This is a genomic window from Nocardioides korecus (assembly GCF_054778395.1).
The window spans coordinates 358027-378274 of the sequence record NZ_BAAGZO010000004.1 but is presented as its reverse complement, the minus strand read 5'-3'; the positions used below and the strand labels follow the sequence as shown (position 1 = coordinate 378274).

General features: G+C 73.0%; 19 protein-coding genes. 18 read left to right on the top strand and 1 reads right to left on the bottom strand.

The window, feature by feature from the left end:
• Positions 1–56: 56 nt before the first annotated feature.
• From ACYVDA_RS10325 to ACYVDA_RS10300, 6 genes are all read left to right on the top strand, one after another.
• Positions 57–1103: an AMP-binding protein gene (locus tag ACYVDA_RS10325; protein ID WP_460817965.1), complete on the top strand. Its 1047-nt coding sequence runs from the start codon at positions 57–59 to the stop codon at positions 1101–1103.
• The gene (locus tag ACYVDA_RS10320) at positions 1096–2121 is read left to right on the top strand and encodes an o-succinylbenzoate synthase (RefSeq protein WP_460817963.1); all 1026 of its coding nucleotides are present in this window, start codon (positions 1096–1098) and stop codon (positions 2119–2121) included. The genes ACYVDA_RS10325 and ACYVDA_RS10320 overlap by 8 nt, the downstream gene beginning before the upstream one ends.
• Entirely contained in the window at positions 2118–3788 is a 1671-nt protein-coding gene (gene menD / locus ACYVDA_RS10315) for a 2-succinyl-5-enolpyruvyl-6-hydroxy-3-cyclohexene-1-carboxylic-acid synthase (protein WP_460817961.1), read from the top strand. The genes ACYVDA_RS10320 and menD overlap by 4 nt, the downstream gene beginning before the upstream one ends.
• A gap of 64 nt (positions 3789–3852) precedes the next feature.
• On the top strand, positions 3853–5739 hold the full coding sequence (locus tag ACYVDA_RS10310; protein WP_460817958.1) for a cation:proton antiporter domain-containing protein: 1887 nt from the start codon (positions 3853–3855) through the stop codon (positions 5737–5739).
• A gap of 58 nt (positions 5740–5797) precedes the next feature.
• Positions 5798–6433, top strand: coding sequence for an MBL fold metallo-hydrolase (locus tag ACYVDA_RS10305; RefSeq protein ID WP_460817956.1), 636 nt, complete (start codon positions 5798–5800; stop codon positions 6431–6433).
• A gap of 3 nt (positions 6434–6436) precedes the next feature.
• Positions 6437–7042, top strand: a complete 606-nt coding sequence (locus ACYVDA_RS10300; protein ID WP_460817954.1) for a hypothetical protein — start codon at positions 6437–6439, stop codon at positions 7040–7042.
• On the opposite strand, the gene ACYVDA_RS10295 is transcribed toward ACYVDA_RS10300, so the two are convergent.
• Positions 7032–8339: an isochorismate synthase gene (locus ACYVDA_RS10295; protein WP_460817952.1), complete on the bottom strand. Its 1308-nt coding sequence runs from the start codon at positions 8337–8339 to the stop codon at positions 7032–7034. The genes ACYVDA_RS10300 and ACYVDA_RS10295 overlap by 11 nt on opposite strands.
• 148 nt (positions 8340–8487) lie before the next feature.
• On the opposite strand from ACYVDA_RS10295, the gene ACYVDA_RS10290 reads away from it, so the two are divergent.
• From ACYVDA_RS10290 to nuoK, 12 genes are all read left to right on the top strand, one after another.
• On the top strand, positions 8488–9183 hold the full coding sequence (locus ACYVDA_RS10290) for a demethylmenaquinone methyltransferase (RefSeq protein WP_460817950.1): 696 nt from the start codon (positions 8488–8490) through the stop codon (positions 9181–9183).
• A gap of 187 nt (positions 9184–9370) precedes the next feature.
• The gene (locus ACYVDA_RS10285; RefSeq protein WP_460817946.1) at positions 9371–9730 is read left to right on the top strand and encodes an NADH-quinone oxidoreductase subunit A; all 360 of its coding nucleotides are present in this window, start codon (positions 9371–9373) and stop codon (positions 9728–9730) included.
• Positions 9731–9830: 100 nt separating this feature from the next.
• Positions 9831–10385 (top strand): NuoB/complex I 20 kDa subunit family protein, encoded by a 555-nt coding sequence (locus ACYVDA_RS10280; RefSeq protein WP_460817944.1) that lies wholly within the window; start codon positions 9831–9833, stop codon positions 10383–10385.
• A complete protein-coding gene (locus ACYVDA_RS10275; protein WP_460817942.1) occupies positions 10382–11116 on the top strand; it encodes an NADH-quinone oxidoreductase subunit C in 735 nt (244 codons plus the stop codon). The genes ACYVDA_RS10280 and ACYVDA_RS10275 overlap by 4 nt, the downstream gene beginning before the upstream one ends.
• Positions 11116–12462 (top strand): NADH-quinone oxidoreductase subunit D, encoded by a 1347-nt coding sequence (locus ACYVDA_RS10270; RefSeq protein ID WP_460817940.1) that lies wholly within the window; start codon positions 11116–11118, stop codon positions 12460–12462. Before ACYVDA_RS10275 ends, ACYVDA_RS10270 begins: the two co-directional genes overlap by 1 nt.
• Before the next feature lie 67 nt (positions 12463–12529).
• Positions 12530–13447, top strand: coding sequence for an NADH-quinone oxidoreductase subunit NuoE (nuoE, locus tag ACYVDA_RS10265; protein ID WP_460817937.1), 918 nt, complete (start codon positions 12530–12532; stop codon positions 13445–13447).
• Positions 13444–14763, top strand: coding sequence for an NADH-quinone oxidoreductase subunit NuoF (nuoF, locus tag ACYVDA_RS10260; protein ID WP_460817935.1), 1320 nt, complete (start codon positions 13444–13446; stop codon positions 14761–14763). Before nuoE ends, nuoF begins: the two co-directional genes overlap by 4 nt.
• 67 nt (positions 14764–14830) lie before the next feature.
• Positions 14831–17302 carry an NADH-quinone oxidoreductase subunit G gene (locus ACYVDA_RS10255; protein ID WP_460817933.1) on the top strand — a complete coding sequence of 824 codons (2472 nt, stop codon included), beginning with the start codon at positions 14831–14833 and terminating at the stop codon, positions 17300–17302.
• Positions 17299–18558, top strand: coding sequence for an NADH-quinone oxidoreductase subunit NuoH (gene nuoH / locus ACYVDA_RS10250; RefSeq protein ID WP_460817931.1), 1260 nt, complete (start codon positions 17299–17301; stop codon positions 18556–18558). The genes ACYVDA_RS10255 and nuoH overlap by 4 nt, the downstream gene beginning before the upstream one ends.
• Positions 18558–19121, top strand: a complete 564-nt coding sequence (nuoI, locus tag ACYVDA_RS10245; RefSeq protein ID WP_460817929.1) for an NADH-quinone oxidoreductase subunit NuoI — start codon at positions 18558–18560, stop codon at positions 19119–19121. Before nuoH ends, nuoI begins: the two co-directional genes overlap by 1 nt.
• Positions 19118–19909 (top strand): NADH-quinone oxidoreductase subunit J, encoded by a 792-nt coding sequence (locus tag ACYVDA_RS10240; protein ID WP_460817927.1) that lies wholly within the window; start codon positions 19118–19120, stop codon positions 19907–19909. The genes nuoI and ACYVDA_RS10240 overlap by 4 nt, the downstream gene beginning before the upstream one ends.
• On the top strand, positions 19906–20205 hold the full coding sequence (nuoK, locus tag ACYVDA_RS10235) for an NADH-quinone oxidoreductase subunit NuoK (protein ID WP_460817925.1): 300 nt from the start codon (positions 19906–19908) through the stop codon (positions 20203–20205). Before ACYVDA_RS10240 ends, nuoK begins: the two co-directional genes overlap by 4 nt.
• The last annotated feature ends 43 nt before the right edge of the window (positions 20206–20248 follow it).

The following is a 20248-nucleotide window of genomic DNA, read 5'->3' as shown; positions in this document are numbered from 1 at the left end:
GCCGGATCATGCCAGCCGGTCGGGGGCCGTCGGCGCATCGGGCTAGCGTGCTCTGCGTGAGCAGCCTGCGACCCGTCTCCGGCTCCGCCGCAGACGTCCTGGACCTCCTGCGCGCGTGGGACGCGGCCCCCGACCCGCAGCCGCTGGTGATCGCCACCAGCGGCTCGACCGGGGCGCCCAAGCGCGTGGTGCTCTCGCGGGCCGCACTGCGGGCCTCGGCCCGGGCCACCCACGCGCGCCTGGGGGGACCGGGACGGTGGGTGCTCAACCTCCCCCCGACGTACGTCGCCGGGGTGCAGGTGCTGTTCCGCAGCGTCCTGGCCGGGACCGAGCCGATCGTCCACGACGGCGACTGGGGCCGCACCGCCGACGCGGCCGCGGGGGAGCGGGTCTACGCCTCGCTGGTGCCCACGCAGCTCCTCCGCCTCCTGCGCGGCGACCCGTCCGCCGGCGGGTGGGAGGACCTCGCCCGCCTGGACGCCGTGCTGATCGGCGGCGGGCCGCTGGACCCCCGGGTGCGCGCGGAGGCCGAGGAGCGCGGCCTCCGGGTGGTGCAGACCTACGGCATGAGCGAGACCTGCGGCGGCTGCGTGTACGACGGTCGGCCCCTCGACGACGTGGAGGTCCGGATCGCCGACGACGGCGAGGTGCAGCTGCGGGGGCCCGTGCTGTTCACCGGCTACGAGGACGAGCCCGAGCGCACGGCGGATGTGATGACCGACGGCTGGTTCCGCACCGACGACCTCGGCGAGCTCGGTGCCGACGGCCGGCTCAGGGTGCTGGGCCGCGCCGACGACGTGATCATCAGCGGCGGCGTCAAGGTGCCGGCCCGGGCCGTGGCCACCGCCGTCGCCGCCGACGCCGCGGTCCTGGAGGTCGAGGTGGTGGGCGTGCCCGACGAGGAGTGGGGTGAGCTGGTCACCGCCGTGGTGGAGGCGCGCGACCCGGTCTCGCTGGCGGGCGTGCGCGACCTGGTGGAGCCGCGGACGTGGGCGCCCCGGCGCCTGGTGGTGCTGCGCGAGCTGCCGCGGTTGGCCAACGGCAAGCCCGACCGGCTCGCGATCCGCCGCCTGGCCGCCGAGGAGGTGGCCGCCCGTGGCTGACCCGTCGCGTCCCTCGGTGTTCGCGGTGCCGCTGGCCACCCGCTTCCGCGGCATCACCGTCCGCGAGGGCGTGCTGCTGCGCGGGGACGCGGGCTGGGGGGAGTTCAGCCCGTTCCTGGAGTACGACGACCCCACGTCCGCGCCCTGGCTGGCCTGCGCCCGGGAGGCCGCCGACCTGGGCTGGCCCGACCCCGTGCGCACGAGCGTCCCGGTCAACGTCACGGTCCCCGCCTGCGACCCCGAGCGGGCGCGGCAGATCGTGCTGGCCTCGGCGGGGTGCCGCACCGCCAAGGTCAAGGTCGCCGAGCGCGGCCAGGACCCCGGCGAGGACGAGGCCCGCCTCGAGGCCGTCCGGGACGCGCTCGACGCCGGAGGACCGGGCGGGCTGGTGCGCATCGACGTCAACGGCGGCTGGACGCTGGAGGAGGCCCGGCGACGCCTCCCCGTCCTGGAGCGCGCCGCCGGCGGTCTGGAGTACGTCGAGCAGCCCTGCGCCGACGTCGAGGACCTCGCCCGCCTGCGTCGCCGCGTCGAGGTGCCGGTCGCGGCCGACGAGTCGATCCGTCGCGCCGAGGACCCCTACCGCGTGCGCGACCTCGAGGCCGCCGACATCGCGGTCCTGAAGGTGCAGCCGCTGGGCGGGGTGCGGGCCTGCCTGCGGATCGCCGAGGACATCGGCCTGCCGGTGGTGGTCTCGAGCGCGGTGGAGACCAGCGTCGGGATCGCGGCCGGGGTCGCCCTGGCCGCGGCCCTGCCCGAGCTGCCCCACGCCTGCGGCCTGGCCACGGTGCAGCTGCTGGTCGACGACGTGGTGACCGAGCCGCTGCTGCCGGTCGACGGGCGGCTCCCGGTGCGGCGGCCCGAGGTCGACCCGGCGCGGCTGGCCCGGCTCGCCGCCCCGGCCGACCGGGTCGAGCACTGGGCGCGTCGGCTGGCGGACGTGGCGGCGCTGCTCGACCCGTCGCGTGCGGGCGACCTGGCCGGCCCCGACGGCGTACGGCAGGATCGACGGTCGTGAGCCCCACCGCAGAGCCCGGCCCAGCCCCCGCCGAGGAGCTCGCCACCTGGCTGGTCGACCGGCTGGTCGCCCGGGGGATGAGCGAGGCGGTGCTGTGCCCCGGGTCGCGCAACGCGCCGCTGTCCTTCGCCCTGGCCGACGCCGCCGCGCAGGGCCGCCTGCGGCTGCACACCCGGATCGACGAGCGCACGGCCGCGTTCCTCGCGCTCGGCCTGGCCAAGGCCTCGAGGCGTCCGGTCGCCGTGGTCACGACGTCCGGGACCGCGGCCGCCAACCTGCACCCGGCCGTCCTCGAGGCCGCCCACGCCGGGGTGCCGCTGGTCGCGGTGACCGCCGACCGCCCCGCCCGGCTGCGCGGCACCGGCGCCAACCAGACCACCGACCAGGTCCGGCTCTTCGGCGACGCGGCCGCCTTCGTCGACCTGGACCGCCCCGACGACGCGGCCCTGGAGCAGGCCGCCACTGTCTCCCTGGGCCTCGCGGACGGTGGCGGACGCGCGACCGGCCCGCTGCACCTCGACGTGCAGCTCGACGACCCGCTCGTGCCGTCCGGGGCGAGCAGCCGCGCGTCCGCGACCGCCACCCCGACCCCGGACCGCGACGACGGTCCCCGGCGGCACCCGTGGCGCCGCGAGGACGAGGGCGTCCTGCTGCCGAGCGGCCCGCGCACGGTGGTGGTCGCCGGCGACGACGCCGGACCGCCCGCGCGGGTGCTGGCCCAGGAGGCCGGCTGGCCGCTCCTGGCCGAGCCGAGCAGCGGGTCGCGCACGGGCACCCACGCGATCCGCACCTACCGGCTGCTGCTGGGCACGTCGCTGGGCGAGCGGGTGGAGCGGGTCGTCGTGCACGGCCACCCGACCCTGTCGCGCCCGGTGGCCCGGCTGCTGGCGCGCGCCGACGTCGAGGTGGTCTCGGTCCCCGCCGCCGGCCGCTGGCCGACCCGACCCTTCCCGGTCGCGGCCGCGCACGCCGCCGTGCGCGCCGAGCCCGACGACCCCGCCTGGCTGGAGGAATGGCGCACGGCCGACCGCGAGCTGGCCGGGCGCATCGACGCCTTCGTGGCGCGGCGCCCCGGTCTCACGCCGTACGACGTCGCGCAGGTGGTCGACCGCACCAACCCGCCCGGCGGCCTCCTGGTCGTGGGGGCCTCCAACCCGATCCGCGACCTGGACCTGATGGCGGGGGCGCACCCGGTCGGCGAGCGCCGGATGGTGCTGGCCAACCGCGGGCTGGCCGGCATCGACGGCACTCTCTCGACCGCGATCGGGGCGGCGCTGGCCCGCGACCGGAGCACCCGCGCGACGGCGTACGTCGGCGACGTGACGTTCCTGCACGACACGTCCGCCCTCGTGCTCGGCCCCGAGGAGGCCCGGCCCGACCTGACCGTCGTGGTGGCCAACGACGACGGCGGCTCGATCTTCGCCACCCTCGAGCAGGGCGGTGCCGCCCACGCGGCCAGCTTCGAGAAGCTCTTCGGCACCCCGCACGGGGTCGACCTGGGGGCGCTGTGCGCCGCGACCCGCACCCCGCACTGGCGGGTCCACGACCGGGCCGAGCTGGAGCACGCCCTGTCCTCGCCCAACGGCGGCATCGAGGTCGTGGAGGCGGTCGTGCGCCGCGACGACCGGCGCGAGCTCGACGAGGCGATCCGCGCCCTGGCGCACTGAGCGGGAGCCCCGACCGCCCCTCCCCGTGGTCGTCACCGGGCCGGGGACGGGGGAGAATGGTCCGGTGCACACCGTCGTCACCCTCGTCGGCATCGTGGTGGTCGTCGTCGCCGTGGCCGGGATCGCCTCGAAGACCGACCTGCCCTCACCCCTGCTGCTGATCGTGGCCGGGGTCCTGGGCTCCTACCTGCCCTTCGTCCCCGACGTCCAGCTCCAGCCCGAGGTGGTCCTCTTCGGACTCCTCCCGCCCCTGCTGTACGCCGCGGCGCTGCAGACGAGCCTGGTCGACTTCAACGCCAACCGCCGGGTGATCCTGCTGCTCTCGGTGGGGCTGGTCATCGTGACCACCCTGGGCGTCGGCGTCCTGGTCCACGCGCTCCTGCCCGACGTCGGGTGGCCCGCCGCCCTGGCGATCGGCGCTGTCGTCGCGCCCCCCGACGCCGTGGCCGCCACCAGCATCGGGCGCCGGATCGGGCTGCCCCGGCGGATCGTGACGATCCTCGAGGGCGAGTCGCTGCTCAACGACGCGACCGCGCTGGTGGCCCTGAACACCGCCATCGCCGCCCTCACGGTGACCGTCTCCTGGACCGTCGTCGGCGGGGACTTCCTGGTGGCGGCGGTGGGTGGCGTGCTGGTCGGGCTCGCCTTCTACGTCGTGATCGGCTTCGTGCGCAAGCACACCACCGAGACCACGATCGACAGCGCGCTGGGCTTCCTGACGCCGTTCGCGGCCTACGTGACGGCCGAGGAGATCGCGATCCCCACCGGCCACGACCACACCGGTCACCCCTCGGGCGTGGTCGCGGTCGTCGTGGTCGGGCTGCTGCTCGGTCACCGCTCGGCGGTGCTGCAGACGGCCCAGTCGCGGATCGCGATGCGGCTGAACTGGAGCAGCATCCAGTTCATCCTCGAGAGCGCGGTGTTCCTGCTGATCGGCCTCCAGGCCCGCACGGTCATCGCCGACGCCTTCAGCGGGAAGGCGAGCGTCGCGACCGTGCTGACGGTGTGCGTGGCCACCCTGGTCGCGGTCGTGGTGCTCCGGCTGGTCTGGGTGTTCCTGGTCCGCTACCTGCTGGTCCGGCCGGGCAGCGGCTCGGCGGGCAAGCCCCCGGCGGCGTACACGTTCCTGCTGGGGTGGGCCGGCATGCGCGGCGTGGTCACCCTGGCCGCCGCCTTCGTCATCCCGCCGAGCACGCCGTACCACGACATCCTGCTGCTGGTCGCCTTCTTCGTCACCGCCGCCACGCTCTTCGTCCAGGGCCTGTCGCTGCCGTGGTTCGCGCGCCGTCTCAAGGTGCCCTCGCCGGACCCCGGGGCCGACGCGCTGGCCCGCGCCAACCTGCTCCACCAGGCCTCCGCCGCGGGGCTGGCCAAGCTCGACGAGCTGGAGGAGGACGACCCCCACGACGTCGCCGAGACCATCCGCGACCGGGTGCGGCGCCGCGACTTCGCCGCCTGGGAGCGGGTCGGCCCCAACCAGCAGGAGAACCCCAGCGAGACCTACAACCGCTGGCGCCGGATGATGATCGACGCCGAGCGCGGCCGCGTCCTGGAGGTGCGCAGCACCGGCACCGTGCCGCACGAGGTCATCGACGAGGTGCTGGCCATGCTCGACGTCGAGGAGTCGATGCTCGAGCACAGCAGCAGCGACCGCGAGCAGATCCGCGACGCCCGGGCCGCCTCCTCCTTCGAGGGCGGCTGCGAGCACCTGGCGATGGTGCGCGCCCCGGTCGAGCCCGACACCCCCGAGGAGTGCGGCGACTGCCTGCGCGAGGGCACCGCGTGGGTGCACCTGCGGATGTGCGTGGTCTGCGGGCACATCGCCTGCTGCGACTCCTCGCCCCAGCGCCACGCCAGCCGCCACTTCGAGGAGACGGGCCACGAGGTGATGCGCTCGGCCGAGGCGGGCGAGGACTGGCGCTGGTGCTTCGTGGACCAGCTCACCGGCTGAGGCCGCGACCTGGCCGGGGACCCGGTGCCCCGCGGGGCGGTTCACTAGGCTGGCGCGCATGCGACTGACGAAGTTCGGGCACGCCTGCGTGCGGGTCGAGACCGGTGACCACGTGCTGGTCCTGGACCCCGGCTGCTTCACCGACCCCGAGGCCGTCGACGGCGCCACCGCGGTGCTGCTGACCCACGAGCACCCGGACCACTACGACGTCGAGCGCCTGCGCCGCACCGACGCCCCGATCCTGACCGTGGCCGGGGTCGCGGCCCGGCTGCGCGAGGACGCCCCCGACCTCGCCGAGCGCACCACCGTCCTGGCGCCGGGGGAGCGCGGCGACGTCGGCGTCCCCGTCGAGGCCGTGGGGGAGCGCCACGCGGTCATCCACCCCGAGCTCCCCGGGCTCGACAACTCCGGCTTCCTGCTCGAGGTGGAGGGCACCGTCGTCTTCCACCCCGGCGACGCGCTCACCGTCCCCGACCGGTCGGTCGACCTGCTGCTGCTCCCGGTCAGCGCCCCGTGGCTGAAGATCGGGGAGTGCATCGACTTCGCCCGCGACGTCGCCGCCCCGCGCTCGCTGGCGATCCACGACGCGGTCTACAGCGAGCTCGGTCTCGGGGTGGTCGACTCCCTGCTCGGCGCGTTCCTGGAGCCCCGCGAGCAGGCCTTCGTGCGTCTCGCCGCCGGTCAGGACCTCTAGGCCGTGCTCGACTGGTTGGCCAGCCGCTCGGTGACCGAGCTGGTGCTGCTGGCGCTGGCCGCCTTCGTGGTGGTCTGCGTGCTCGCGGCCCTGCTCACCCGGGCGCTCGTGCGCCGGGGGATGCGGGCGCCCTTCGTGATCCGCCGGATCAACAAGGTCAGCGAGTGGGCCGTCGACCTGGTCAAGCGCCCGATCACGATCGCGGTCCTCGACGAGGTCGCCGACGTGATCCAGACCGGTCACTACACCAAGAACATCTCCGCGGCGCTGGTCGAGAACCACGACGAGCTGGTCGCGCTGGTCGCGGAGAAGGTCCGCGAGGACCCCTCGTCGCGGGTGGTGGGCCGGCTCCCGGGCTACGACACCATCGTGGGCCAGGTCAGCGAGACCACCCTGCGCGTCCTGATCGGGATGCTCCAGGACCCCCGGATGGACGAGCTGGTCTCGGACCTGCTGCGCAACAACCTCCAGCAGATCAAGCTCGCGGTCCGCGAGCGCCAGCACGAGGCCGTGCCCGCGCCCCGTCCGCCCGACCCCTCCCCGATGGTGGCGGGGCTGCGCACGTCCGGGACCGGGTCGACCCGGAGGTCCGGTCGCCCTAGTCGGTGATCGCGTCGCGCACGGGCAGGAACTTCGCCTGCGCCTCGGCCAGCTCCGAGGCCGGGTCGGAGCTGGCGACCACGCCGCAGCCCGCAAAGAGCCGGACCTGCGGGCCGGAGAGCTCGGCCGAGCGCAGCGCGATGCCGAACTCGCCGTCGCCGGCGGCGTCCATCCAACCGACCGGGCCGGCGTAGCGGCCCCGCTCCATGCCCTCGATCTCGGCGATCAGCTCGACCGCGACCTTGGTCGGGGTGCCGCCGACGGCCGCCGAGGGGTGCAGCGCGGCGGCGAGCTCGAGGACCGTCGCCCCCTGACCCTCGGGGCGACCCTCCGGGCCGTCGTGGACCACGCCGGCGACGTCGGTGGCCAGGTGCATCACGTTGGGCAGGTGCAGCACGAAGGGCACCTCGGGCACGTTGGTCGAGGAGCAGTACGGCGCGAGAGCCTCGGCGACCGAGCGGACGGCGTACTCGTGCTCCTCGAGGTCCTTGGAGGAGCGCGCCAGCTGACCGGCCAGGGCCGCGTCGCGCGACTCGTCCCCGGTGCGGCGGATGGTGCCGGCCAGCACGCGCGAGGTGACCAGGCCGCGCTCGCGCCGCACCAGCATCTCGGGGGTGGCGCCGAAGAGGCCGTCGACGTGGAAGGTCCAGCACATCGCGTACTCCGCGGCGAGCCGCCGCAGCGGCCAGCGCACGTCGACGTCCTCCTCGGCGGTGGCGACGAGGTCGCGGGCCAGGACGACCTTCTCCAGCTCGCCGGCGGTGATCCGCGCGACGGCGTCGGCCACGACGACCTCCCACGCGGCGCCGGAGATCGCGCCGTCGGCGAAGGTGACGCCGCGGGGCGGTCGCGGGGCGTCCTGGACGTGCAGGTCGGGGAGGGTCGGCGGCACCGTGGCGTCGACGGTGGCGAGGTCCTCGACCACCGTCACCCAGCTGCGTCCGCCACGGGTGCCGACGACCACCTGCGGGACGACCAGCACGCTGTCGCCGGGCTCGTCGGCGAAGGCGAAGCTGCCCAGGGCGACCAGGCCGGTGCCGGGCAGCGCGACCTCGTCGTGGACCTCGGCGGCGGCGACCAGCTCGCGCCACCAGTCGCTGGCGTCGGCGAACCGGTCCGGCCCCGACGTACGCCGACGCGCCGCCACGCCCCAGGCGACGATGCCCTCGCCGCGGCGCAACCAGGCCATCGGGTCCTGCGCGGGGAGCAGCTCGACCAGCGCGGCGGGCAGGGAGGCGGTGACCAGCTCGGTGGTGCGGGCCCGCAGCTGCCGGGCGGGCGCGTCCTCGACGCGGGGGCTGCTCACGCTCCCGAGATTACGTGAGCCCCGGACAGGGCCCGCGCCCCGACCCCGGACGGTCCGGTGCCCGGTCCCTGCTCGGGGTCGCCCGGCTCCGACCAGGCGGTCCCGGGCGTCACCCGCCGTCGCCCTAGGCTGGGCGGGTGATCACCCGATGACCCGCGCCGACCTGGACAAGCAGCCCGCCGAGGTGCAGGCGATGTTCGACGCCGTCGCGAAGCGCTACGACCTGACCAACGACGTGCTCTCGCTCGGCCAGGACCGCCGCTGGCGCCACCAGGTCGTCGAGGCCGTGGACCCGCAGCCGGGAGAGCGGGTGCTCGACCTGGCCGCCGGCACGGGCACGTCGTCCCAGCCGTTCCGCGACCGCGGGGCCGAGGTGGTCCCGTGCGACTTCTCCGTCGGGATGCTGGCCGTGGGCAAGCGCGCCCTGCCGCACCTGCCCTTCACCGCGGGCGACGCGACCGCGCTGCCCTTCGCCGACGACACCTTCGACGCGGTGACGATCTCCTTCGGCCTGCGCAACGTGGTCGACCCCGACGCCGGCCTGCGCGAGATGAGCCGCGTGGTGCGCCCCGGCGGCCGGCTGGTCGTGTGCGAGTTCAGCAGCCCGACGTGGTCGCCGTTCCGCACCGTCTACCTTGAGTACCTGATGAAGGCGCTGCCGCCGGTGGCCCGCGCGGTCTCCTCCAGCCCGGACGCCTACGTCTACCTCGCGGAGTCGATCCGGGCCTGGCCCGACCAGCCGGCCCTGGCCGCGCGGATCGAGGCGGCCGGCTGGACCGGCGCCCAGTGGCGCGACCTCACCGGCGGCATCGTCGCGCTCCACCGGGCGTACAACCCCGCCTGACCCCACCGCCGACGCGGGTCCGGTCTGTCCGGGTCTGTCGGACGAGTCCTCGGTCCGTGACCGGATCGGGACCTGACCACCCCGGGGAGGGGGTGTCGGGGGTGTGACGCAGACCTCTATGCTGCTTGCGTCACAGTTCGTGAATGCATTCACATGTTCACGACCACGGCGCTCTCGAGGAGGTTCGATGCAGCTCTACACACCTGTCCTGGCGCTGATGGTGCTGGCGGCCGGTTTCGCGATCTTCTCCGTCGCCGTCAGCACGCTCACCGGTCCCAAGCGCTACAACCGCGCCAAGCTCGACTCCTACGAGTGCGGGATCGAGCCCACCCCCCAGCCCGTCGGTGGCGGCCGCTTCCCGGTCCGCTACTACATCACCGCGATGATGTTCATCGTCTTCGACATCGAGATCGTGTTCCTCTACCCGATCGCCGTGGCGTTCGACCAGATGGAGCTCTTCGGACTGGTCGAGATGGTGCTGTTCATCGTCCCTGTCTTCGTCGCCTACGTGTACGTGTGGCGCCGCGGTGGGCTCGAGTGGGACTGACCGGGAGCGACCAACCGCGCGCGGCGCACGCCGCGCCGACGCACGACCGCGGACCGACCCTCGCCGGGTCGGCGCGACGCACGACGAGGGGACACCACTGATGGGACTCGAGGAGAAGCTGCCGAGCGGGGTGCTGCTCACCACCGTGGAGGGCGTCGCCGGCTACATGCGCAAGGCGTCGTTCTGGCCGGCCACGTTCGGCCTGGCCTGCTGCGCCATCGAGATGATGACCAGCGGCGGGCCGAAGTACGACCTGGCCCGCTTCGGCATGGAGGTCTTCCGCGCCAGCCCGCGCCAGGCCGACCTGATGATCGTCGCGGGCCGGGTGAGCCAGAAGATGGCCCCGGTGCTGCGCCAGATCTACGACCAGATGGCCGAGCCCAAGTGGGTCCTGGCCATGGGCGTGTGCGCCAGCTCCGGCGGCATGTTCAACAACTACGCGGTCGTCCAGGGCGTCGACCACATCGTCCCCGTCGACATGTACCTCCCGGGCTGCCCGCCCCGCCCGGAGATGCTGATCGACGCCATCCTCAAGCTCCACGACCAGGTCCAGGCCACCAAGCTCGGCCCGAACCGGCTCAAGGAGATCGAGGAGCAGGAGACCGCCGGCCTCCAGGCGCTGCCCACCGGCCAGATGAAGGGCCTGATGAGGTGAACGACTCCACGTCAGCGAGCCCCGGCACCGACGTCGACGCCACCGACCGCACCCCCGAGAACGTCCCCGACTCCGGCGGCGAGCGGATCGGGCGCCGCGAGGGCATGTTCGGCGTCCGCGGCACCGGCGACACCTCCGGCTACGGCCGGATGACCCGTCCGGTCGAGATGCCGGCCCCCTCGGCCCCGCCGTACGGCGGCTGGATGGACGAGGTCGCCACCGCCCTGGCCGACGTCCACCGCACGGCCGGCCTCGACCGCGCCGTCGAGCAGGTCGTGGTCCACCGCGGCGAGATCACCTTCCAGCTGCGCCGCGAGGACCTCGTGGAGACGGTGCGCCACCTGCGCGACGACGAGCGGCTCCGCTTCGAGCTCTGCTCGGGCGTCAGCGGGGTCCACTACCCCGAGGACCGCGGTCGCGAGCTGCACGTCGTCTACCACCTGCTCTCGATGACCCACAACCGTCGGATCCGCCTCGAGGTCACCGCCCCCGACGCCGATCCCCACGTCCCCAGCGTCGTGGCGACCTACCCGACGGCCGACTGGCACGAGCGCGAGGTCTTCGACTTCTTCGGCGTGATCTTCGACGGTCACCCCTCCCTGACCCGCATCCAGATGCCCGACGACTGGCCGGGCCACCCCCAGCGCAAGGACTACCCGCTGGGCGGCATCCCCGTGGAGTACAAGGGCGGCACCGTCCCGCCGCCCGACCAGCGCAGGAGCTACAACTGATGGCCACCACCGAGCAGGACCCGTACGCCGCCAGCGAGGCCGAGACCAGCCAGGGGCGGGTCTTCACCGTCACCGGGCAGGACTGGGACTCCATCACCGCCGGGATCGAGGAGGAGCACGACAACAAGGTCGTGGTCAACATGGGTCCCCAGCACCCCTCGACCCACGGGGTGCTCCGCCTGATCCTCGAGCTCGAGGGCGAGACGGTCACCGAGGCCCGCTGCGGCATCGGCTACCTGCACACCGGCATCGAGAAGAACATGGAGTTCCGCTCCTGGGTGCAGGGCGTCACCTTCTGCACCCGGATGGACTACCTCTCCCCGTTCTTCAACGAGGCGACCTACGTCTTCGGCGTCGAGCACCTGCTCGACATCGTCGACGACGTCCCCGAGAAGGCCCAGGTCATGCGGGTGCTCCTGATGGAGCTCAACCGGATCTCCTCCCACCTGGTCGCGATCGCGACCGGCGGCATGGAGATCGGCGCGCTGACCGTGATGACGATCGGCTTCCGCGAGCGCGAGCTGGTCCTCGACCTCTTCGAGCTGATCACCGGCCTGCGGATGAACCACGCGTTCATCCGCCCCGGCGGCGTCGCCCAGGACATGCCTCCCGGCGGCCTGGACGCGATCCGCGACTTCCTCACCCTGATGAAGAAGCGCCTGCCGGAGTACGCCGCCCTCTGCAACGCCAACCCGATCTTCAAGGCCCGCCTCCAGGGCGTGGGCCACCTCGACCTCGCCGGCTGCCTGGCGCTGGGCATCACCGGACCGGTGCTGCGCTCGACCGGCTACCCCTGGGACCTGCGCAAGATGCAGCCCTACTCGGGATACCAGGACTACGACTTCGAGGTCCCGACCCGCGACAGCATGGACGCCTACGGCCGCTTCCGGATCCGTCTGGACGAGATGTGGGAGTCGCTCAAGATCGTCGAGCAGGCCGTCGACCGCCTGGCCGGCCTCGAGGGCGCGCCCGTCATGGTCGCGGACAAGAAGATCGCCTGGCCCAGCCAGCTGGCGATCGGCAGCGACGGCATGGGCAACTCGCTCGACCACATCAAGCACATCATGGGCGAGTCCATGGAGGCCCTGATCCACCACTTCAAGCTGGTCACCGAGGGCTTCCGCGTCCCTCCGGGCCAGGCCTACGTGCCGGTCGAGTCACCCCGCGGCGAGCTCGGCGCCCACGTGGTCTCCGACGGCGGCACCCGCCCCTACCGGGTCCACTTCCGCGACCCGTCCTTCGTCAACCTGCAGGCCACGTCGGTGATGAGCGAGGGCGGCCAGGTCGCCGACGTCATCGTCGCCATCGCCTCGATCGACCCCGTGATGGGAGGTGTCGATCGATGAACCACCCCACCCGGTTCCCGACTTCACCCGCTTCGCTCCGTCAGCCGACAACCGTGAGGGGACCCCGATGAGCGAGGGACGGATCCCCGGGATCGACGACGACACGACCGCGGCCGGCACGTCCACGACCCAGGTGGCCCGCGAGGAGCCCCTGGACCCCGCGACGTACGCCGAGCTCGAGCAGGTCGCCGCGCGCTACCCCCAGGCCCGCTCGGGCCTGCTGCCGATGCTGCACCTCGTGCAGAGCGCCGAGGGTCGCGTCACCGCCCGCGGCATCGAGGCGTGCGCGGCCATCTTGGGCATCAGTGCCGCCGAGGTGAGCGGGGTGGCGACCTTCTACACGATGTACAAGCGCCGTCCCGTGGGTGACTTCCACGTCGGCGTCTGCACCAACACCCTGTGCGCCGTCATGGGCGGCGACCAGATCTTCGAGCGGCTCAAGGACCACCTCGACGTCGGGAACGACGAGACCACCCCCCACGAGGAGGGCCGGCGGAGCATCACCCTCGAGCACATCGAGTGCAACGCGGCGTGCGACTACGCCCCGGTGATGACCGTGAACTGGGAGTTCATGGACAACATGACCCCGGCCTCGGCCACCGACCTGGTCGACGACCTGCGCTCGGGTGTCGAGCGCGCCTCGACCCGCGGCCCCCGCCTGGTCACCTGGCGCCAGGCCGAGCGCGTGCTCGCCGGCTTCCCCGACGACCTGGCCGACGAGGGTCCCTCCGCGGGCCCCGCCTCGCTGGTGGGCCGCCGGATCGCCGCCGAGCGCGGGTGGACCGCCCCCAGCGACGAGCAGGCCCGCGAGGCCCGCGACGACAAGGACCAGGGCGCCGACGCGGCGCAGGGTTCCACGACCGAGGGCAAGGCAGCTGGCGCCCCCGAGTCCGAGCAGACGAGGTCCGACTCCGCGGTCGAGGAGTCCGGTGCCGAGGCCAAGCACGAGGACAACCCCGACAACACGGGAGGGGACGAGAAGTGAGCACCCCCATCGACACCCTGACGCCGGTCCTGACCGACAACTGGGGCAGCGACCGGTCCTGGACCCTGGCCGCCTACGAGGCGCAGGGCGGCTACAACGGCCTGCGCAAGGCCCTGGCCATGGAGCCCTCCGAGGTGGTGGAGGCCGTCAAGGCCTCCAACCTGCGCGGCCGCGGCGGGGCGGGCTTCCCCACGGGCATGAAGTGGAGCTTCATCCCGCAGGACAACCCCAACCCCAAGTACCTCGTCGTCAACGCCGACGAGTCCGAGCCGGGGACCTGCAAGGACACCCCGCTGATGATGGCCAGCCCGCACACCCTCGTGGAGGGCGTGATCATCAGCGCCTACGCGATCCGGGCCCACACCGCCTTCATCTACGTGCGCGGCGAGATCCTGCACGTCATCCGTCGCCTCCAGCGCGCGGTGCAGGAGGCCTACCTGGCCGGGCACCTCGGCGAGGACATCGGCGGCACCGGCTACTCCCTGGACCTCATCGTCCACGCGGGCGCCGGCGCCTACATCTGCGGTGAGGAGACCGCCCTCCTGGACTCCCTGGAGGGTCGTCGCGGGCAACCGCGGCTGCGTCCGCCCTTCCCCGCGGTGGCCGGGCTCTACGCCAGCCCCACGGTGATCAACAACGTCGAGTCGATCGCCTCGGTGCCCAGCATCATCGACCGGGGCGCGGAGTGGTTCGCCTCGATGGGCACCGAGAAGTCCAAGGGCTACGGGATCTTCTCGCTCTCGGGCCACGTCACCAACCCGGGTCAGTTCGAGGCGCCGCTGGGGATCACCCTGCGCGAGCTGCTCGAGCTGGCCGGCGGCATGCGCAACGGCCACGAGCTGAAGTTCTGGACCCCGGGCGGCTCGAGCACCCCGCTGCTCACCGCCGAGCACCTCGACGTCCCCCTCGACTTCGAGGGCGTCGCCGGCGTCGGGTCCATGCTCGGCACCCGCGCCCTCCAGCTCTTCGACGAGACCACGTGCGTGGTCCGCGCGGTGCTGCGGTGGACGGAGTTCTACAAGCACGAGTCGTGCGGCAAGTGCACCCCGTGCCGCGAGGGCACCTGGTGGCTGGTGCAGACCCTGGCCAACCTGGAGCAGGGCAAGGGCACCGAGGCCGACCTCGACCTGCTCGACGACGTCTGCGACAACATCCTCGGCCGCTCCTTCTGCGCGCTGGGTGACGGTGCGACCAGCCCGATCACCTCCTCGCTGGAGCACTTCCGCGAGGAGTACGTCGCCCACCTCACCCACGGTGGCTGCCCCTTCGACCGCGAGGCCTCCACGGTCTTCGCCACCGAGGGGGCCCTGGCGTGAGCACCCCACGGAACGGCGGGCGTCCCCCGCTCCGCTCCTCCCGCCCACCCTTCCGAGGGGACCCCGCATGACGACCGCCCCCGAGAAGAGCGAGCAGAAGGCTCCCGTGCGCTCCGACGAGGTCACCGTGACCATCGACGGCGTCGAGGTGTCGGTGCCCAAGAACACCCTGGTCATCCGGGCCGCCGAGACCATCGGGGTCCAGATCCCGCGGTTCTGCGACCACCCGCTGCTGGCCCCGGTCGGCGCGTGCCGGCAGTGCCTGGTCGACGTCCCCGACGGGGGCAACGGTCGCCCGATCCCCAAGCCGCAGGCCTCGTGCACCCTGACCGTGGCCGACGGCATGGTCGTCAACACCCAGGCCACCTCGCCGGTCGCCGACAAGGCCCAGCAGGGTGTGATGGAGCTGCTGCTGGTCAACCACCCGCTGGACTGCCCGGTCTGCGACAAGGGCGGCGAGTGCCCCCTGCAGAACCAGGCGATGAGCAACGGCCGCGGCGAGACCCGGTTCACCGAGCACAAGCGGCTCTACCCCAAGCCGATCAACATCTCGGCCCAGGTCCTGCTCGACCGGGAGCGCTGCGTGCTCTGCGCCCGCTGCACCCGCTTCTCCGAGCAGATCGCCGGCGACCCGTTCATCGCGCTGGTCGAGCGCGGCGCACTCCAGCAGGTCGGGATCTACGAGAAGGAGCCGTTCGAGAGCTACTTCTCCGGCAACACCATCCAGATCTGCCCGGTCGGCGCGCTCACCTCCTCGGCGTACCGCTTCCGCTCGCGGCCGTTCGACCTGGTCTCGACCCCGTCGGTCACCGAGCACGACGCGTCCGGCTCGGCGATCCGCGTGGACCACCGTCGCGGCAAGGTGATGCGTCGCCTCGCCGGCGACGACCCGGAGGTCAACGAGGAGTGGATCACCGACAAGGACCGCTTCGGCTTCACCTACGCCACGCGTCCCGACCGCCTGACCTACCCGATGGTGCGGGGTGAGGACGGCGAGCTGCGCGCCGCCAGCTGGCCCGAGGCCTTCGTGGTCGCCGCCCGCGGCCTGGCCGCCGCCCGCGAGGCCGGCGGCGTCGGGGTGCTCACCGGGGGTCGCCTCACCGCCGAGGACGCCTACGCCTACGGCAAGTTCGCCCGCGTCGCGCTGGGCACCAACGACGTCGACTTCCGGGCCCGCGCGCACTCCGCCGAGGAGGCCGACTTCCTGGCCGCCACGGTCGCGCTCACCGGCCCCCACACCGGCGCCGTGACGTACGCCGACCTGGAGTCGGCCCGCTCGGTGGTCCTGGTCGGGTTCGAGCCCGAGGACGAGGCCGGCAGCGTGTTCCTGCGCCTGCGCAAGGCGGCTCGGGGCCGGCACCTGCCGATCTACTCGATCGCACCGTTCACCTCGCGCGGCCTGCACAAGATGTCCGGGACGCTGATCCCCACCCGCCCCGGTGCCGAGACCGCCGCGATTGAGGCGCTGGCCCACGACGGGTCGGTCGCCCTGGACGCGGGCGGCCTGGTGCTCGTCGGCGAGCGCCTGGCCACGGTGCCCGGCGCCCTGGCCGCCGTCGCCCGGCTGGCGGCCACGACCGGCGCCCGCGTGGCCTGGATCCCGCGCCGTGCCGGTGACCGTGGCGCGGTCGAGGCCGGCGCGCTGCCCACCCTGCTGCCCGGTGGCCGCCCGGTCGCCGACGCCTCCGCCCGCGTCGACCTGGCCACCGCCTGGGGCGTCGAGCACCTGCCCGAGCTGCCCGGCCGCGACGGCAACGCCGTCGTCGCCGCGGCTGCCGCCGGTGAGCTCGGCGGCCTCGTGGTCGGCGGCGTCGACCTCGACGACCTCCCCGACCCGGTCCTGGCCCGCGAGGCCGTGGCCGCCGCCGGCTTCGTCGTGGCCCTGGAGCTGCGCGAGTCCGAGGTCACCCGGGCCGCCGACGTGGTCTTCCCCGTCGCGGCCGTGACCGAGCGCTCGGGCACGTTCGTCAACTGGGAGGGACGGGTGCGCCACTTCGGCCAGGTCCTGCACCGCGCCGGCGCCCTGCCCGACCTGCGCGTGCTGGCCGGCATCGCCGAGGAGATGGGCACCGGGCTCCACCAGGGTCTGGGCTTCCGCACCGCCGACGAGGTCTGGGACGAGATGGGCCAGGTCGGCCCGTGGGACGGCGAGCGCTCGCTGGTCAGCGACCCGGTCGTGGCCGACCAGCCGCACCGCACCGAGCTCGGCGAGGACGACGACGAGCTGGTGCTCGCCTCCTGGAAGCAGCTCCTGGACGACGGCCGGATGCAGGACGGCGACGACAACCTGCGCCTGACCGCCCGCCGACCGGTCCTGCACGTCGGGGCCGCGACCCTGGAGCGCCTCGGCGCCCGCGTCGGCGACACCGTCACGCTGGCCGGTCCGCTGGGCTCGGTCGACCTGCCGATCGCCGTGGGAGACCTGGCGCCGGGGACCGTGTGGGCCCCCGCCAGCGCGCCCGGCCTGCCGGTACGACGCCTCGTGGGCCCGGCCGGGTGCTCGGTCTCGATCACCACCATCGTGGGAGGGACCCGATGAGCCACTCGCTCCTGGCGCCGCTGGACACCGCGACGACGCTGTCGGACTTCGGCAAGGACCCGGTCTGGCTGGTCATCGTCAAGGCCGTGCTGATCTTCGTGGTCCTGGTGCTGCTGACCCTGTTCAACATCTGGTGGGAGCGCCGGGTCGTGGCCCGGATGCAGCACCGCATCGGCCCGAACCGCCACGGTCCCTTCGGCCTGCTGCAGAGCCTGGCCGACGGCGTGAAGCTGGCGCTGAAGGAGGACATCATCCCCAAGGCGGCCGACAAGGTCGTCTTCGTGATCGCCCCGGTGATCGCGGTGATCCCGGCGTTCGTGACCTTCTCGGTGATCCCCTTCGGCCCCGTGGTCAAGGTCCCGTTCAGCGACATCCGCACGCCCCTGCAGCTGACCGACATGCCCGTCGCGGTCATCTTCGTGATGGCGATCGCCTCGATCGGCATCTACGGCATCGTGCTCGGCGGCTGGTCCAGCGGGTCGACGTACTCCCTGCTGGGCGGGCTGCGCTCGAGCGCCCAGATGATCTCCTACGAGGTCGCGATGGGCCTGGCCCTGGTCGCGGTGTTCCTGCACGCCGGCTCGATGTCGACCTCGGAGATCGTGAACTCCCAGAAGGACGTCTGGTACGTCTTCACGCTCATCCCGTCCTTCGTGATCTACGTGATCGCGATGGTGGGGGAGACCAACCGTGCGCCCTTCGACCTCCCCGAGGCCGAGGGCGAGCTGGTCGGCGGCTTCCACACGGAGTACTCCTCGCTGAAGTTCGCGCTGTTCTTCCTCGCCGAGTACATCAACATGGCGACCGTGTCCGCGCTGGCCACGACGCTGTTCCTCGGCGGCTGGCGCGCCCCGTTCTTCATCGACAGCTTCTGGGCCGGCGCCAACTCCGGCTACTGGCCGTTCCTGTGGTTCATGGGCAAGGTCCTGGCCTTCATCTTCTTCTTCATCTGGCTGCGGGGCTCGCTGCCCCGACTGCGCTACGACCAGTTCATGGCGTTCGGCTGGAAGGTGCTGATCCCGACCTCGGTGGTGTGGATCGTGGCCGTCGCCGCCATCCGCGTCGTCGACCTGCGCGGCGGCTTCAGCCGTCCGTGGCTCTTCGGCGTCGCCGCGGTCCTCGCGGTGCTGGTGATCGCACTGCTGTTCGTGCCCGACAAGGACGAGACCGACCACGGCGTCGAGGCCGACGAGCCCTTCGACGCCTTCGCCGGCGGCTACCCCGTGCCGCCCATGCCCGTGAGGGAGGAACGCTGATGGCGTCGCTCAAGGAGCAGCTCTGGGACCCGGTCGCCGGGTTCGGGGTGACCTTCCGGACGATGTTCCGCAAGGTCGTGACCGAGCAGTACCCCGAGCAGAAGGAGCCCACGGCCCCGCGCTTCCACGGGCGTCACCAGCTCAACCGCTGGCCCGACGGCCTGGAGAAGTGCATCGGCTGCGAGCTGTGCGCGTGGGCGTGCCCCGCGGACGCGATCTACGTCGAGGGCGCCTCCAACGTCGACGGCCCCGACGACTCCGGGGACGGCTCGGGGCGCTTCAGCCCCGGCGAGCGCTACGGCCGCGTCTACCAGATCAACTACCTGCGCTGCATCCTGTGCGGCCTGTGCATCGAGGCGTGCCCGACCCGGGCGCTCACGATGACCAACGAGTACGAGCTGGCCGACAACAACCGCGCCGACCTGATCTACGAGAAGTCCGACCTGCTGGCGCCGCTGCTGCCCGGCATGGAGCAGCCGCCGCACGCGATGCGGCTGGGCTCGGACGAGGGCGACTACTACCGCGGCACGCTGCGGCGTCGTGACGAGGAGGCCCCGGCATGATCGCCTTCTGGCTCCTGGCCCCGGTGATGGTGGCCTGCGCCCTGGGCGTGCTGTTCGCCCGCAAGGCCGTCCACTGCGCGCTGCTGCTGGCCGTGGTGATGATCAGCCTCGCCGTGCTGTACGCCGTGCAGGACGCGCCCTTCCTCTTCGCGGTGCAGATCATCGTCTACACCGGCGCCATCTTGATGCTGTTCCTCTTCGTGCTGATGCTGGTCGGGGTCGACGCCTCGGACTCGATCGTGGAGACGATCCGCGGCCAGCGCCTGTTCGCGGTCCTGGTCGGGCTGCTCTTCGGGGCCACCCTCGTCCTCGGGGTCGCGCAGGTCGGCACCGGTGTGGTCACCGGGCTGACCCAGGCCAACGCCGGCGGCAACGTGCCGGCCATCGCCAAGCTGCTCTTCACCCGCTACGTCTTCGCCTTCGAGATCACCTCGGCGCTGCTGATCACCGCCGCGCTCGGCGCGATGGTGCTCGCCCACCGCGAGCGGCTGACCCCGAAGCTGTCGCAGGCCGACGTGGCCCGCAACCGGATGAAGGCGTACGCCGCCACCGGCGCGCACCTCGGTCCGCTGCCGGCCCCCGGCGTGTTCGCCCGGCACAACTCGGTCGACACCCCGGCCCTGCTGCCCGACGGCTCCGTGGCCGAGAGCTCCATCTCGCGCGTGCTCGCGGCCCGCGGGTCGGTCAACCGCTCCCCGGGCAGCGCCACCCAGGTGCAGCGCATCGGCGGCGGCGACCAGACCGTCCCCGAGCGGGACGACTCGGTCGAGGGGGGTGCGGGACGGTGAGCACCACACCCTTCATCGTGCTGTCCGCGATCTTGTTCACCATCGGGGCGATCGGGGTCCTGACCCGGCGCAACGCCATCGTGGTGTTCATGTGCGTGGAGCTGATGCTCAACGCCAGCAACCTGGCGCTGATCACCTTCGCCCGCGCCAACGGCAACCTCGACGGGCAGGTGGCGGCGTTCTTCGTGATGGTCGTGGCGGCCGCCGAGGTCGTGGTCGGGCTCGCGATCATCATGACCATCTTCCGTACGCGTCGCTCGGCCTCGGTCGACGACGCCAGCCTGCTGAAGTACTGAGGGGCTCCCTGTGACCACATCCGGACTCAGCGCGCTCGCGACC

What these genes read in the sequence shown, in the direction of transcription:
- ACYVDA_RS10305 (WP_460817956.1), top strand. Translation starts at nt 5,798, where the DNA reads ATGCGACTGACGAAGTTCGGGCACGCCTGCGTGCGGGTCGAGACCGGT.
- ACYVDA_RS10290 (WP_460817950.1), top strand. Translation starts at nt 8,488, where the DNA reads ATGACCCGCGCCGACCTGGACAAGCAGCCCGCCGAGGTGCAGGCGATG.
- ACYVDA_RS10285 (WP_460817946.1), top strand. Translation starts at nt 9,371, where the DNA reads ATGCAGCTCTACACACCTGTCCTGGCGCTGATGGTGCTGGCGGCCGGT.
- ACYVDA_RS10280 (WP_460817944.1), top strand. Translation starts at nt 9,831, where the DNA reads ATGGGACTCGAGGAGAAGCTGCCGAGCGGGGTGCTGCTCACCACCGTG.
- ACYVDA_RS10270 (WP_460817940.1), top strand. Translation starts at nt 11,116, where the DNA reads ATGGCCACCACCGAGCAGGACCCGTACGCCGCCAGCGAGGCCGAGACC.
- nuoE (WP_460817937.1), top strand. Translation starts at nt 12,530, where the DNA reads ATGAGCGAGGGACGGATCCCCGGGATCGACGACGACACGACCGCGGCC.
- ACYVDA_RS10255 (WP_460817933.1), top strand. Translation starts at nt 14,831, where the DNA reads ATGACGACCGCCCCCGAGAAGAGCGAGCAGAAGGCTCCCGTGCGCTCC.
- nuoH (WP_460817931.1), top strand. Translation starts at nt 17,299, where the DNA reads ATGAGCCACTCGCTCCTGGCGCCGCTGGACACCGCGACGACGCTGTCG.
- nuoI (WP_460817929.1), top strand. Translation starts at nt 18,558, where the DNA reads ATGGCGTCGCTCAAGGAGCAGCTCTGGGACCCGGTCGCCGGGTTCGGG.
- ACYVDA_RS10240 (WP_460817927.1), top strand. Translation starts at nt 19,118, where the DNA reads ATGATCGCCTTCTGGCTCCTGGCCCCGGTGATGGTGGCCTGCGCCCTG.